The organism is Salinicola acroporae, from assembly GCF_003206615.1.
Lineage (GTDB): Bacteria > Pseudomonadota > Gammaproteobacteria > Pseudomonadales > Halomonadaceae > Salinicola > Salinicola acroporae.
In genome coordinates, this window is the sequence record NZ_PZJW01000004.1 from 157,135 (window position 1) to 169,942 (window position 12,808).

General features: G+C 65.7%; 13 protein-coding genes. 7 read left to right on the plus strand and 6 right to left on the minus strand.

What is annotated here, in order from left to right:
• Positions 1 to 2 precede the first annotated feature (2 nt).
• The 3 genes from DOM54_RS06220 to DOM54_RS06230 are packed head-to-tail and all read right to left on the minus strand — an operon-like array spanning position 3 to position 2,629.
• A complete protein-coding gene (locus DOM54_RS06220; protein ID WP_110715510.1) occupies positions 3 to 1,115 on the minus strand; it encodes an aminotransferase class I/II-fold pyridoxal phosphate-dependent enzyme in 1,113 nt (370 codons plus the stop codon).
• A 24-nt stretch (positions 1,116 to 1,139) separates the two neighbouring features.
• On the minus strand, positions 1,140 to 1,637 hold the full coding sequence (locus DOM54_RS06225) for a hypothetical protein (protein WP_110715511.1): 498 nt from the start codon (positions 1,635 to 1,637) through the stop codon (positions 1,140 to 1,142).
• Complete coding sequence (locus tag DOM54_RS06230) at positions 1,634 to 2,629, minus strand: alpha/beta hydrolase (RefSeq protein WP_110715512.1); 996 nt, start codon at positions 2,627 to 2,629, stop codon at positions 1,634 to 1,636. Before DOM54_RS06230 ends, DOM54_RS06225 begins: the two co-directional genes overlap by 4 nt.
• A 249-nt stretch (positions 2,630 to 2,878) precedes the next feature.
• Here DOM54_RS06230 and DOM54_RS06235 point away from each other — a divergent pair, with 249 nt between their 5' ends.
• Together DOM54_RS06235 and DOM54_RS06240 are read left to right on the plus strand one after the other, a co-directional pair.
• Entirely contained in the window at positions 2,879 to 5,059 is a 2,181-nt protein-coding gene (locus tag DOM54_RS06235; RefSeq protein WP_110715513.1) for a malate synthase G, read from the plus strand.
• 245 nt (positions 5,060 to 5,304) lie between these two features.
• Positions 5,305 to 5,721: a PaaI family thioesterase gene (locus tag DOM54_RS06240; RefSeq protein WP_110597800.1), complete on the plus strand. Its 417-nt coding sequence runs from the start codon at positions 5,305 to 5,307 to the stop codon at positions 5,719 to 5,721.
• Between the two features lie 21 nt (positions 5,722 to 5,742).
• Here DOM54_RS06240 and DOM54_RS06245 read toward each other — a convergent pair whose 3' ends face one another.
• Positions 5,743 to 6,135: a DUF423 domain-containing protein gene (locus DOM54_RS06245; RefSeq protein WP_110715514.1), complete on the minus strand. Its 393-nt coding sequence runs from the start codon at positions 6,133 to 6,135 to the stop codon at positions 5,743 to 5,745.
• Positions 6,136 to 6,277: 142 nt separating this feature from the next.
• On the opposite strand from DOM54_RS06245, the gene DOM54_RS06250 reads away from it, so the two are divergent.
• The 4 genes from DOM54_RS06250 (at position 6,278) to trmB (ending at position 9,676) form a co-directional block, all read left to right on the plus strand.
• Complete coding sequence (locus DOM54_RS06250) at positions 6,278 to 7,756, plus strand: alanine/glycine:cation symporter family protein (RefSeq protein WP_110715515.1); 1,479 nt, start codon at positions 6,278 to 6,280, stop codon at positions 7,754 to 7,756.
• Between the two features lie 86 nt (positions 7,757 to 7,842).
• On the plus strand, positions 7,843 to 8,043 hold the full coding sequence (gene thiS, locus DOM54_RS06255) for a sulfur carrier protein ThiS (RefSeq protein WP_110715844.1): 201 nt from the start codon (positions 7,843 to 7,845) through the stop codon (positions 8,041 to 8,043).
• Between the two features lie 32 nt (positions 8,044 to 8,075).
• Positions 8,076 to 8,873 carry a thiazole synthase gene (locus DOM54_RS06260; RefSeq protein WP_110715516.1) on the plus strand — a complete coding sequence of 266 codons (798 nt, stop codon included), beginning with the start codon at positions 8,076 to 8,078 and terminating at the stop codon, positions 8,871 to 8,873.
• Between the two features lie 77 nt (positions 8,874 to 8,950).
• The gene (gene trmB / locus DOM54_RS06265; protein WP_110715517.1) at positions 8,951 to 9,676 is read left to right on the plus strand and encodes a tRNA (guanosine(46)-N7)-methyltransferase TrmB; all 726 of its coding nucleotides are present in this window, start codon (positions 8,951 to 8,953) and stop codon (positions 9,674 to 9,676) included.
• A gap of 28 nt (positions 9,677 to 9,704) precedes the next feature.
• Here trmB and DOM54_RS06270 read toward each other — a convergent pair whose 3' ends face one another.
• Positions 9,705 to 10,613: a DMT family transporter gene (locus DOM54_RS06270; protein ID WP_110715518.1), complete on the minus strand. Its 909-nt coding sequence runs from the start codon at positions 10,611 to 10,613 to the stop codon at positions 9,705 to 9,707.
• Between the two features lie 92 nt (positions 10,614 to 10,705).
• Between DOM54_RS06270 and DOM54_RS06275 the strand changes: the two genes are divergently transcribed.
• On the plus strand, positions 10,706 to 11,641 hold the full coding sequence (locus DOM54_RS06275; protein ID WP_110715845.1) for a LysR family transcriptional regulator: 936 nt from the start codon (positions 10,706 to 10,708) through the stop codon (positions 11,639 to 11,641).
• A gap of 181 nt (positions 11,642 to 11,822) precedes the next feature.
• Here the strand turns inward: DOM54_RS06275 and DOM54_RS06280 are convergent, their stop codons facing one another.
• Positions 11,823 to 12,743, minus strand: a complete 921-nt coding sequence (locus tag DOM54_RS06280) for an AEC family transporter (protein WP_110715519.1) — start codon at positions 12,741 to 12,743, stop codon at positions 11,823 to 11,825.
• Positions 12,744 to 12,808 lie beyond the last annotated feature (65 nt).

The following is a 12,808-nucleotide window of genomic DNA, read 5'->3' on the forward strand; positions in this document are numbered from 1 at the left end:
ACTCACTCCCCGTTCCGCAATGCCGACGCCAACGTCTCGAGTCTACCCGGCACCAGCGCCTCGTCGAGCGCGCTGATGCGCAGCAGATGCCCTAGCGCCGGGTGCGCCGGGCGGTGGATCAACGTGCCTTCCGCCAGCAGTTGCCGATGGATCGCGCTGGCGCGCTCGGCGTCGCTCAGGCGCAGCGCCACGAAATTGGTCGTGCTGGGAAGCACATCGCCGCCGCGTTCTCGCAGCCACGTGCTCAGGGCCTCGCGCCGACTTATCACCGCGGTCACGTGCTCGCGGGTCTCGTCGGGGTGCGCGAGAACGGTCTCCGCGGCCGCCAGGGCCAGCGACGAGACGGCGTAGTGAATCCTCACTTTCAGCAGCATGGCGTGGGTTTCCGGCGTGGCGATGGCGTAGCCCACGCGCAGCCCGGCAAGGCCGTGGGCCTTCGAGAAGGTGCGTAGACGAATCACGCCGGGCCAGATGGCATTGGCGGCCGGCGACGCCGCATCGTCGCGGAAATCATGGTAGGCCTCGTCGAGGACCAGGGTGCAGTCGTGGGGCAGGGCGTCGCGCAACGCCAGCACCTCGGCGTCGGCGTGGAGATGGCCGCTGGGATTGTCGGGATTGGCGAGATAGACCACGCGGGCACTCTCGCGATTGGCCTCGGCCGCCAGGGCGTCGAGATCCGGCGCCAGCAGGTCGGCGCGACTGGTGTACGCGACTTCCAACTGGCGGCAGCCATGTCCCTGCACGAAGTAGCTCCAGGTGGGATAGGTGCCGGCGCTGGTGAGCACGGTGTCGCCCGGCTCGCACAGGGCGCGCAGTGCCAGCGCCATCAGGCTGTCCGCGCCCGCATCGACCAGTAGCGCTTCCATCGGTAATTCCAGGCTCTCGGCCAGCCGCCGGCGAACCTGCCATGCCTCGGCATCGCCATAGGTCCGGGCGAGCTCGGCGACATCCTCTCCGAACCGGGCCGTCAGTGCCCGATGCGGCATGTCGAGTCCTTCGTTGGAGCCGATACGGTGCGGCAGGGCGTGCCCGAGCCTGCGCTCCAGTGCCTGCAACCCCGGGAAGGGGTTGTGGGGGCCATCTTGATTGCCGAGGTGACGAGCAAAGCGTGACATGAATATCTCTCTCGGACGTGAAAATCAGGGGGATTCGGTGGTCCTGGGCAGGGCATCGGGGTCGAGGGCGCCACTGGCTTGCCACTGCCAGTGCTCACCGCCGGGCTGGGAGAGATCGAACTGCAGGCGATAGGGCTGCAAGGTTCGGTCGCTCAATCGCAACGGGGGTGAGTCGGTCGTCAGTTCAGCCTGGAGCAGCCATTGTCCGTCGGCTCGCGCCGACATCGATGTCGGCGCCCAGTCCAGGACATGGGGAGCATTCTCGTTGCTCAGCAGCGCCCGACCCAGCGCCTCGTTCAGCGCAGACGGCGTGATCGGCAGCGTCTCGGCGACTTCCGCGGGGCGCAGCAGGATCGTGATTGCCGGAGTATCCTGCGCGGGCCAGGGGGGAGATGCCAGCAGCCCTCGGGCGGCGTTGGCGGCAAGCCCCTTCAGTGCCTCGCGGGCATCCGGCGGCGACTGGTTGAGTCCGGCGCATCCGCCCAGCATGAGCAACACGAGCCCTGTGATCAGCGACTTCATGGCGCGGGCAGCGGGTCGGGAGGGTGGGTCGCGGCGAAGCACGTCAGAAAATCGTCGAGCGCCTCGAACAGCAGGCGGCGAATCGGTTCTGCCTCGTTGACCAGATGGTGGCGAGCATCGGGATGACGCACGATCTCGGCGCGAGGAAACTTCCTGCGGAGCGCCTTGAGATTCCAGCTCCAGTCGACGGTCAGGTCCTGTTCTCCCTGCAGGATCAGCACCGGCAGCTCGCTGGGTGGCCGCTTGAGCAGGGTCGGCATCCAGCGGCGCATGGCCGTGACCCAGGTGAGGGCCAGATGGTCATCCTGCAGGGGGTCGTGCAGACGCAGGAAGTCGGCGAAATCGAGATTGGTGGTATTGGCGCGATACTTTCGCGGAATGGTATCCACGAACGGACTGGCAATACGGTGTAGCCAGCGGGACTGATTCCAGCCCCAGGGACGGACCAGGGGCGCCAGCATCACCAGCCCTTGCCATGGCGCCTGGTCGCCGCGCGCCAGCGCGTCGGTGGCCACGATCGACGCACCGGTGCTCTGGCCGATCGCCAGCCACGGCCCCGGCGCCAGATGTCGCTCCGCGATCTGGCGTTCGATATCGTTGAAGCACTTCACGTAGTCGGTGAAGTCGTCGATGGTGGCTCGGGCCCCGCTGGAGAGCCCATGGCCGGGCAGATCCCACATCACCACCTGCCAGCCAAGCGTCAACAGGCGTTCGAGCAGGTGACCGTAGAGACCGAGATGATCGAAGTAGCCGTGGACTACGAAAATCGTTCCCCGAGGCGACGGGGGCGCCCAGACTTGAGCCCAGAGTTCGAACGTCCTGTCCTGCTCTCCCTCGGCCTGGAGAAAGCCGGCATGGAGTTCCAGATCCTCGATGCTGCCCAGCAGCGCCGATAGCCGGTAGTGGTCGAGATAGTCGGCCAAGGGCGAATCGGAGGGTGTCTGGATGTGATGAAGCGGGCCAACAGCCTTCAATGGCGAAAAGTCGAGCATGTACGTGTCTCCTGATCCACCTATGCTACTCGTCGTGCGCTACCGAGACCATGACAGGGTGCGGGAGACGATGATCGACGGCTCGGGATGCAAGGGGAGGACGAAGGTCGGGGGAGACAACGCCCGAGCGGCTGATTATGATGCCGTATGTTCTATGGAAATATTTTCCACAAATGGTCCTGTGGGCGCGATGGGGTCGCGATTGAGGCGGCGGACGTGGCCTGAGGGACTACCGATCTGGAGGCGAACATGACATCCGACACAACGAAACGTACCACTCATCACAGGCTGCGGGTAGCGACGGCGCTCGAGCGCTTCATTGTCGACGAGGTTCTGCCGGGTACCGATATCGACGCCGATGCCTTCTGGACCGGCTTCGACGCGCTGGTTCACGATCTCGCTCCACGTAACCGCGAGCTGCTGGCCGAGCGCGATCGTCTTCAGCATCAACTCGACGACTGGCATCGCGACAATCCCGGCGAGATCAAGGAGATGGCGGCCTACCGCGCCTTCCTCAAGAAGATCGGCTACCTGGTCGAGGCTCCCGCAAAAGTCCAGGCCACCACGACCAACGTGGATGACGAGATCGCGCGGCAGGCCGGGCCTCAACTGGTGGTGCCGGTCAACAACGCCCGCTACGCGCTCAACGCTGCCAACGCCCGCTGGGGCAGTCTCTACGACGCGCTATATGGCACCGACGTGATCAGCGAGGCCGATGGCGCCGAGAAGGGCAACGCCTACAACCCCAAGCGCGGCGACAAGGTGATCGCCTACGCCCGCAACGTGCTCGATATGGCTGCGCCACTGGCGACCGGTTCGCACCGGGAGGCGGTCGGTTATGTCGTGCGTGATGGTCGGCTGTCGGTGACGCTGGAGGGCGGACGCGACACGGGCTTGAAGAACCCGGGCCAATTCGTCGGTTTCCAGGGCGAGGCGTCATCGCCCGACGCGATCCTGCTCTCCAACCACGGCCTGCATCTCGAGATCCAGATCGACGCCGGGCACCCGATCGGCAAGACCGACCCGGCGCACGTCAAGGACCTGCTGGTCGAGGCGGCGGTGACCACGATCATGGATTGCGAGGATTCGGTGGCGGCGGTCGATGCCGAGGACAAGACGCTGGTCTATCGTAACTGGCTCGGGCTGATGAAAGGCGATCTCGAGGAGCGTTTCGACAAGGGCGGCAAGACCGTCACCCGACGACTCAACCCGGATCGCGACTACACCTTGCCGGACGGCGGCTCGCTGACCCTGCCGGGCCGCTCGCTGATGTTCGTGCGTAACGTCGGCCATCTGATGACCACGCCGGCCATTCTCGACGACGAGGGTAACGAGATCCCCGAGGGCATACTGGATGCGGTGATGACCTCGCTGATCGGTCTGCACGACCTGAAACGGGAGCGCGGCAACTCGCGCGCCGGTTCGCTCTATATCGTCAAGCCGAAGATGCACGGCCCCCAGGAGGTTGCCTTCGCCGATGAACTGTTCGGGCGCGTCGAACAGCTGCTCGGGCTGCCGGCGGCCACGCTGAAGATGGGCATCATGGACGAGGAGCGTCGGACCTCGGTCAACCTGAAAGGCTGTATCGACGCGGCAGCCTCGCGTGTCGCCTTCATCAACACCGGCTTCCTGGACCGCACCGGCGACGAGATGCATACCGCCATGAACGCCGGACCGATGCTGCGCAAGGGCGACATGAAGGGCAGCCGCTGGATCGGCGCCTATGAGCGCAGCAACGTCCAGATCGGCCTCGCCTGCGGGCTGCGGGGCCGAGCCCAGATCGGCAAGGGCATGTGGGCGATGCCGGACCTGATGGCGGCCATGCTCGATCAGAAAGTGGGCCATCCCAAGGCGGGGGCCAATACCGCCTGGGTGCCGTCACCCACTGCCGCGGTGTTGCATGCGCTGCACTACCATCAGATCGACGTGGGGGCGATCCAGCGCGAGATGGAGGAGCAGGGGGAGGTGGATCTTCTCGACGACCTGCTGACCGTGCCGGTCGACCCCGAGGCGGCCTGGGGGAGCGACGAGATCCAGCAGGAGCTCGACAACAACTGCCAGGGCATCCTCGGCTACGTGGTGCGCTGGGTCGAGCACGGGGTGGGCTGCTCCAAGGTGCCGGACATCCACGATGTCGGCCTGATGGAGGACCGTGCCACGCTGCGCATCTCCAGCCAGCACATCGCCAACTGGCTGCATCACGGCATCGTCGACGAGGCCCAGGTCCGCGAGACATTGGAGCGCATGGCCAAGGTGGTCGACGGGCAGAATGCCGACGATCCGGGCTATACGCCGATGACGTCGCATCTGGCGGACTCCACCGCCTTCCAGGCAGCGTCGGACCTGATCTTCAAGGGCCGCGAGCAGCCTTCCGGCTACACCGAGCCGTTGCTGCATCACTGGCGGGCGGTGGACAAGGCCAAACACTGAGGCCCAAGGTCGGTGCCCAACCGGGCATCAGCCTGCCAGCGGCATGAACCCGACGCCAGCGACCCCGGTCGCTGGCGTCGGCGTGTGTGGGGCGGCGCTGCGGTCGCGATGATCGTTGGGATATGCCGGTGCGCCCGGCTGTGCCTGATGCGCGGCTTGCGCTATCTTGGGCGCAACGTTCTCGAGCGTCCTGTGCCTGGGCATGAGGTCCGGCGTGCCGAGAACCGCTGCCGGGGGAGAGTTCGATGACCGTGATGACCGCCGCCGAGATCGAGGATTACCTCGACGATGTCTTTCCACACCGCCAGGGGACCATCGAAGCGGTCGATCACCTGCGGGCGACCATGAGCCTGGCGATCGAGGACGAACACCTGCGTCCCGGCGCCAGCGTCTCGGGGCCATCGATGATGGGGCTGGCCGATGTCTGCCTCTACGTGGCGATCCTGGCCGAGATCGGGCCCGAGGCGATGGCCGTGACCAGCAGCCTCAACTGCCACTTCCTGCGCCGCGCCCGCGGCGACCGGGACCTGATCGCCAATGCGCGCATCCTCAAGCTGGGCCGACGGTTGGCGGTGGGGGAGGTGCAGCTCTTTTCCACCGGCGACGACGACCCGGTGGCACTGGTCACGGCGACCTATGTGCTGCCGGATCGCGACGATTGACCTCAGTTGACTCGACCGCGGTCACGCCTGGCGCGTGGCCGGACGCTGTCGCCATGCGCTCCACGCCAGCACCAGCCACCCCGCCATCAGCAACAGGCCGCCGAAGGGCGTGACGATTCCCAGCGCTCGCATTCCGCCGAGCACCAGCAGGTAGAGCGAACCGCTGAACAGCATCATCCCCGCGAACCACAGCCAGATCGCCAGCCTCTGGCCGCGCAGATCCTGCTTCCCCTGCCAGCCGAGCACGGCCATGACCGCCAGCGTGTGCCACGCCTGGTAGCGCACGGCAGTATGGAAAACCTCGAGATCGCGCGGCGAGAGCGTGTTCGCCAGCGCGTGGGCGCCGAACGCACCGGCGGCCACGATCAGGAACCCGCTCAGGGCGGCAAGAAACCAGGGCCACTTTTGGTGCATGTTGCGACTCCTCGATGGCGACTATGCTTGATAAAGGCGTCAGCCGCAGAATTGACGCCCGCTAGTCTAGCGCGTAAAAAACCGGCTCGGCAGCCGCCTGCCAGCGTTTGCGACGTCATCGTTACCCATAAGGACTTCCGAAATGGAATTCATCAACACGCTTCACGACGCGGTCTATGCGGTCATGACCCCGGTCAGCGATTTTGTCTGGACCTACATCCTGCTGTACCTGTTGCTGGGCGCCGGGCTTCTGTTCACCGTGCTCACGCGCTTCATGCAGTTCCGGCTTTTCGGTCACATGGCGCGGGTCACCTTCAATAGTCGCGGCTCGGGTTCGGGCGTCAGCGGCTTTCAGGCCTTCGCCACTTCGCTGGCGGCCAGGGTCGGTACTGGCAATCTGGCTGGCGTGGCGATAGCGCTGTGGGTCGGCGGCCCCGGGGCGATCTTCTGGATGTGGATGACGGCGCTGGTCGGCTTTGCCACCTCGTTCATCGAGTCGACCCTGGCCCAGACCTACAAGAAGCGCAACGAGGATGGCGTCTTCCGCGGCGGCCCTGCCTACTACATCGAACGGGCGCTGGGGCAGCGCTGGATGAGCGTGCTGTTCGCGATCTTCCTGCTGATCGCCTACGGCCTGGCGTTCAACGGCGCGCAGTCCAATACCATCGCCCAGGGTTTGTCCCAGGCGTTCTCGATTCCCAACTGGATGACCGGCGTCGCGCTGGTGATCATCACTGGGCTGGTCATCTACGGCGGGCTCAAGTCGGTGGCGCGCACCGCCGAGAAAATCGTGCCGATCATGGCCATCGGTTACTTCCTGGTGGCGCTGTACGTGCTGGTGGTGAACATCAGTGAAGTGCCCGCGATGCTGGAACTGATCGTCAAGAGTGCCTTCGGCTACGGCCCCGCCGTCGGCGGTGCGGTGGGCTACACCATCAAGATCGCGATGGAAAACGGCATCAAGCGCGGGCTGTTCTCCAACGAGGCGGGCATGGGCTCGGCGCCCAACGCCGCCGCCCAGGCCGACGTCAAGCACCCGGCGGCACAGGGACTGGTCCAGTCTTTCGGCGTGTTCATCGACACGCTGGTGATCTGCAGTTGTACCGCGGTGGTGATCCTGCTGTCCGGCGTCTACGAGCGCCTGATGAGCACGTCGCCGGGGCAGGATATCGTCGGTATTCAACTGACCCAGGATGCGATGGTCGACCATCTCGGCAGTTTCGGTGAGATCTTCATCGCGATTGCCATCTTCCTGTTCGCGTTTACCTCGATCATCGCCAACTTCTCCTATTCGCAGATCAATATCGAATACCTGTTCAAGCGCCATGCCAAGCTGGCGGTGTCGGTATTGCGTGTCGCCGTACTGGCAATGGTGATGATCGGCTCCGTTGCGCAACTGCAGTTCGTGTGGGATTTCGCCGACCTTGCCATGGGGCTGATGGCCACGACCAACCTCGTTGCGATCCTGCTGCTGTGCCCGATCGCCCTGCGCGTGCTCAAGGACTACGAGCGCCAGCGCAAGGATGGCGTGCGCGAGCCGACCTTCGATCCCAAGGGCGTGCTCAAGCGTCCCGAGCAAGTCGACGCCGATGTCTGGCCGGCGCGCGAAAGCACCGTCTGAATCCAGCATGGCGTCCGATCGGGATGCCTGAAGCGACGTGAGGCGCTACAATGCGCCTCCTCGAGATCTGCTTCAGGGAGGCCGCCATGCAGATTCAGCTCAACGGTGAGCCCAGCCATTTCGACGACGAGCCGACGCTGGCCCAACTGGTCGATTCGCTCGGCCTGTCGGGTCGGCGTATCGCCATCGAGGTCAACGAGGAGATCGTGCCACGCAGCCTGCACGCGCAGACGCGCCTGCGCGACGGCGACAGCGTGGAGATCGTGCACGCCATCGGCGGCGGCTGAGTCGCCGCCCGATTCACGACCAGGAGCCATCCATGACCCAGTCGATTCAGGACGCCCCGTTGATCGTCGCCGGACGCCGCTTTGCGTCTCGCCTGCTGGTCGGCACCGGCAAGTATCGCGACTTCGAGGAGACCGCCGCGGCGATCGATGCCAGCGCTGCCGATGTAGTGACGTTCGCGGTTCGCCGGACCAATCTGGGCCAGAATCCCGACGAGCCCAATCTGCTCGACGCCATTTCGCCGTCACGCTATACGCTGCTGCCCAATACCGCCGGCTGCTATACCGCCAAGGACGCCGTGCGCACCTGCAAGCTCGCCCGCGAGCTGCTCGATGGCCACAATCTGGTCAAGCTCGAGGTCCTGGGTGACGACAAGACGCTCTATCCCAATGTGGTGGAGACGCTGGCGGCCGCGGAAACGCTGGTCAACGACGGTTTCGACGTCATGGTCTATACCAGCGACGACCCGATCGTGGCCAAGGAGCTCGAACGTCGTGGCTGCTGCGCGGTGATGCCGTTGGGATCGCTGATCGGCTCCGGCAACGGCTTGCTCAATCCGGCGACGCTGGCGCTCATCCTCGAGCACGCCGAGGTGCCGGTACTGGTCGATGCGGGTATCGGTACGGCGTCCGATGCGGCGCTGGCGATGGAGATGGGCTGCGATGGCGTACTGATGAACTCCGCCATCGCTCACGCCAGGCACCCGGTGATGATGGCCCATGCCATGCGCAAGGCGGTCGAAGCCGGACGCGAGGCGTTTCTCGCCGAGCGCATGCCACGTCGCCAGAGCGCCAGCCCCTCTTCGCCGTTCGCCGGCCGGATCAACGGCTGAGCCTTCCCGTCGACGCCCATGGGGCCGCCGCTTGATCGGCGGCCATTTTCCTTTTCCCTGCCTGTTGATTCCCCTGCATGACTGACAAGACGACGCCCGACAACGAATCCGTCACCGACGCGCCCGTGCGCCGGGGCATCAAGAGCTATGTGCTGCGGGCCGGCCGCATGACGGCGGCGCAGGAGCGCGGCCTGAAGGAGGTATGGCCCAGGTGGGGGCTGACGCTGGCCGATGGCCGCCAGGATCTCGAGCAACTGTTCGGCCGCAAGGCACCCTGCGTGGTGGAGATCGGTTTCGGCATGGGCAAGTCGCTGGTCGAGCAGGCGGAGAGTCATCCCGAGACCGACTTCATCGGCATCGAGGTCCACGCGCCCGGCGTGGGCAAGCTGCTCGACGAGGCCGACAAGCGCGGGCTCACCAACCTGCGGGTCTATCGTGAGGATGCGCTGGCCGTACTGGCGGACTGTCTGCCGGAGGCGAGCATCGATACGCTGCAGCTCTTTTTCCCCGATCCGTGGCCCAAGAAGAAGCATCACAAGCGGCGTATCGTGCAGTTGCCGTTCGTCGAGCTGGTGCGTTCCCGCCTCGCGCCGGGCGGCAAGCTGCACATGGCGACCGACTGGCAGGCCTACGCCGAGTTCATGGCAGAGGTCATGGCCGAGGCGCCGGGGTTCGTCAACACCGCGCCGGCCGAGACCGCGCCCTTCGTCGAGCGTCCCGCTTTTCGGCCGCTGACCAAGTTCGAACAGCGCGGCGAGCGGCTGGGGCACGGCGTCTGGGATCTCATCTATCGCCGGGATTGATCATCCCGGCGTCCCGCCTGGCAACGCTTCAATGCGCGCAGCCATCGAGCGGCCGCGAGCGGTGCTGGGCGATCAGCGCGACCGCCACGCCCAGCAGCGCCAGGGCCATCCCGCCGAGCTGGAGCGTCTCGACGCGCTCGCCGAACATTCCCACGCTCCACGCCAGGGTCACCGGCGGCGTCAGGTAGATGGCGCTGGAGACCGCATTGATGCCGAGACGTCGCAGGCAGACGGTGAAGAAGCCGTAGCCGCCGAAGCTCGACAGCAGCACCAGCCAACCCAACGTCTGCCAGGTCAGCAGCGCGCTGCCCGGCAGCGCCAGGCCGCCCGTGCTCGCCGCGGCCAGGCCGAAAATCAGGGCCGCCGCGCTCAATTGCGCGGTCAGCGATGCTGCCAGCCCCAACCCCGACGGACGCCGGGCGGCGAGCAGACTGCCCGCGGTCACGCTGATCACCGAGAGAATTGGTAGCCCGTAGGCCCAACCGCCGGCGTTGCCCGCCCCCTGCCAGTCACTCGCGATGCACAGCACCACGCCGCTGCCGGCCACGCCGAGGCCGAGCCAGGCGGCCGCCGGTAGCGGCTCGCGCAGCCAGAGGGTGACGATCGCCGCCGCCAGCAGCGGTTGCTGGGCGGTGATCAGCGCGGTGACGCCGGCGCTGACACCCTCGCCGATGGCGAGCATCACGCACAGCAGATAGCCCCCCATGGTGAGGGCGCCGATCGTCATCTCGCGCAGCCAGCCTGACAGCGCCAGCGGGCGCCGGTCGTGAAGGCGCCACCAGAGCGCGGCCAGCAAGGCGGCGATGACGAAGCGCCAGGCGAACAGGTCAAGCGCGTCCAGGGGAGCGCGGCTGGCTAGTTCGCTGCCGATGAAACCGGAACTCCAGCAGATGACGAATCCTGTCATCAACATCACGTTCAGCGATAGCTCGCGCATATCAGTTCCCCTTGCCGATCTGTTCGCAGTGGCTTGAGTCTGCGCGCGCTTGCGGATTCAATGAATCGAATAAAAATCGATTGGAGTTCAATATGATTGAAGGCAGCTCCACGCTCGACCTCGAACTGCTTCGAACCTTCCAGGTCGTCGCCCGGACGGGCTCGCTGGCGGCCACGGCGGAGATCCGCCACCGCACGCTCAGCGCCATCAGCATGCAGATGAAGCGACTGGAGACCGAGCTGGACGTGCGGCTGCTCGAGCGTGGTGCGAGAGGCGTATCGCTGACCTCGAGTGGCGAGGTGCTGCTACAGGAAGCCCGCGAACTGCTGCGCGTTCACGACACCCTGGTCAGCCGATTCAGCGGCGAGCGCCTGAGTGGCCGCGTTCGACTGGGCATCCCCGAGGACTATGCCCGCGAGCTGCTCGACGATACCTTGCCCCAGTTCATGGCGCGCTATCCGGGCATTCTGCTGGACGTCAACACCGATACCAGCGGCCGACTGGCACGGGCACTCCGGAAGCGTCAGCTCGACCTGGCCATCGTGCTCGATCATGCCTCGGGGCTGGAGGGCGGTGAAACGCTATGGCATCCCACGCCAGTATGGGCGGCACCGATTCAGGGCGCCATCCATCGGGAGGCGGTCGTGCCCCTGGCGGTGCATCCCGGGCAGTGTCCCTATCGTCATCTGGCGATCGAGGGGCTGGATTCGATCCAGCGAGCGTGGCGGACCGTCTTCACCAGCACCAGCATCCACGCGGTGGAGAAGGCTATCGAGACTGGCATGGCGATCGGCGTGCTCGATCGCGAACGGGTCACCACGGCGATGCGGGCGCTGGACGAGAGCGACGGGCTGCCGCCGATCCGGCGATGCGTCGCCCGACTGCACTTCGCCCGGGGGATCGATGATGCATCGCAACCCGCTGTCGAGGCGCTGGCCCAGTTGCTCCGGGAGCGACTGCGCGGTCGCGGGCCCTGGCAGCGGGACGCCTTGAGTGGACGCGATGGCGGACAGCGGCCGCGAGCATAAAAAAAGCCGCCCCTGGCGGGGCGGCACTAAGGACCGTGACTAGCTTGATGAGGAGATAACCATGGCAGGAACCTGACATTCGCTGCTGTGGTCAGTGGCGTTTGGCGACGCCACGAGAGAAAGGTTAATCATTCTCATTTGTGAATGCAAGCGTAACGAGAATCTTTTTTATTTGCAGCCGTCAACTCACGCCGAAGGTGTGCAGCAGCAAGGGCAGGGTCACCATCGCCAGTAGCGTCTGCCCGGTGATCACGGCGGCCATCAGCTCGGCGTCGCCGCCCAACTGACGAGCCAGAATGTAGGCAGAGGTGGCGGTCGGCAGCGCGGCGAACAGTAGGGCCACGTCGCGATCCGCGCCATGGAGACCCACGGCCCAGGCCAGCGCTGCCACGACCAGTGGCGTCGCGATCAGCTTGAGCCCGCTCGACAGCCAGAATGCCTTGCCGCTGCGCCAGAGCGCCTGAGGCCGCAGGGCAACGCCCACCGCAACCAGCCCCAGCGGCAGTGCGGCATTGCCGAGCAGGCCGATGGCCTCGAAGCTCCAGCCGGGCAGACCGATGCCGCCGAGGTTCAGGGCGATGCCCAGCAGGCAGGCGAGAATCAACGGATTGCGCAGCAACGCCATGGCGCTGCGGCCCAGGCTGGCGCTACCCAGCGTGCCGGAAGCGATGAACGCCAGTACGCAGAGGATGTTGGCCACGGGAACCATCAGCGCGACCGCGACGGCCGCTACCGTGGTGCCGGCGGCGCCATGCAGGGCCGTGGCACCGGCGACGCCGACATAGGTGTTGAAGCGCACCACGCCCTGGAAGGCGGAGGTGAAGGCGGCAGGGGCCAGTTGGAGGCGACGTCGCATCAGCCACAGCCCCGCGCCCATCAGCGTCATCGTGCCGAGTAGCGTCACTCCGAGTCGAATGACCGGTACCTGGCTGACGTCGGCGGTGGCTAGCGTCGCCACCAGCATGGCCGGAAACAGCAGGTAGTAGATAAAGCGTTCGAGCCGTGGCCAGAAATCGCCGCCCGGAAAACGTGCCCATCCCAGCCCCGCACCGAGTAAAATCAATAGAAATAGCGGGCCCAGGGCGTTCGCGATGTCGCTCATGTGTCATCCTTGTCGAGCGCTTCGGTGATGTGTAGCGCCGGTGAAGGCCAGTCTATCGACTAATG

Bases quoted from the DNA above. Each gene is read 5' to 3' on its own strand.
- DOM54_RS06220 (WP_110715510.1), bottom strand. From the start codon at position 1,115: ATGTCACGCTTTGCTCGTCACCTCGGCAATCAAGATGGCCCCCACAAC.
- DOM54_RS06225 (WP_110715511.1), bottom strand. From the start codon at position 1,637: ATGAAGTCGCTGATCACAGGGCTCGTGTTGCTCATGCTGGGCGGATGC.
- DOM54_RS06230 (WP_110715512.1), bottom strand. From the start codon at position 2,629: ATGCTCGACTTTTCGCCATTGAAGGCTGTTGGCCCGCTTCATCACATC.
- DOM54_RS06235 (WP_110715513.1), top strand. From the start codon at position 2,879: ATGACATCCGACACAACGAAACGTACCACTCATCACAGGCTGCGGGTA.
- DOM54_RS06240 (WP_110597800.1), top strand. From the start codon at position 5,305: ATGACCGTGATGACCGCCGCCGAGATCGAGGATTACCTCGACGATGTC.
- DOM54_RS06245 (WP_110715514.1), bottom strand. From the start codon at position 6,135: ATGCACCAAAAGTGGCCCTGGTTTCTTGCCGCCCTGAGCGGGTTCCTG.
- DOM54_RS06250 (WP_110715515.1), top strand. From the start codon at position 6,278: ATGGAATTCATCAACACGCTTCACGACGCGGTCTATGCGGTCATGACC.
- thiS (WP_110715844.1), top strand. From the start codon at position 7,843: ATGCAGATTCAGCTCAACGGTGAGCCCAGCCATTTCGACGACGAGCCG.
- DOM54_RS06260 (WP_110715516.1), top strand. From the start codon at position 8,076: ATGACCCAGTCGATTCAGGACGCCCCGTTGATCGTCGCCGGACGCCGC.
- trmB (WP_110715517.1), top strand. From the start codon at position 8,951: ATGACTGACAAGACGACGCCCGACAACGAATCCGTCACCGACGCGCCC.
- DOM54_RS06270 (WP_110715518.1), bottom strand. From the start codon at position 10,613: ATGCGCGAGCTATCGCTGAACGTGATGTTGATGACAGGATTCGTCATC.
- DOM54_RS06275 (WP_110715845.1), top strand. From the start codon at position 10,706: ATGATTGAAGGCAGCTCCACGCTCGACCTCGAACTGCTTCGAACCTTC.
- DOM54_RS06280 (WP_110715519.1), bottom strand. From the start codon at position 12,743: ATGAGCGACATCGCGAACGCCCTGGGCCCGCTATTTCTATTGATTTTA.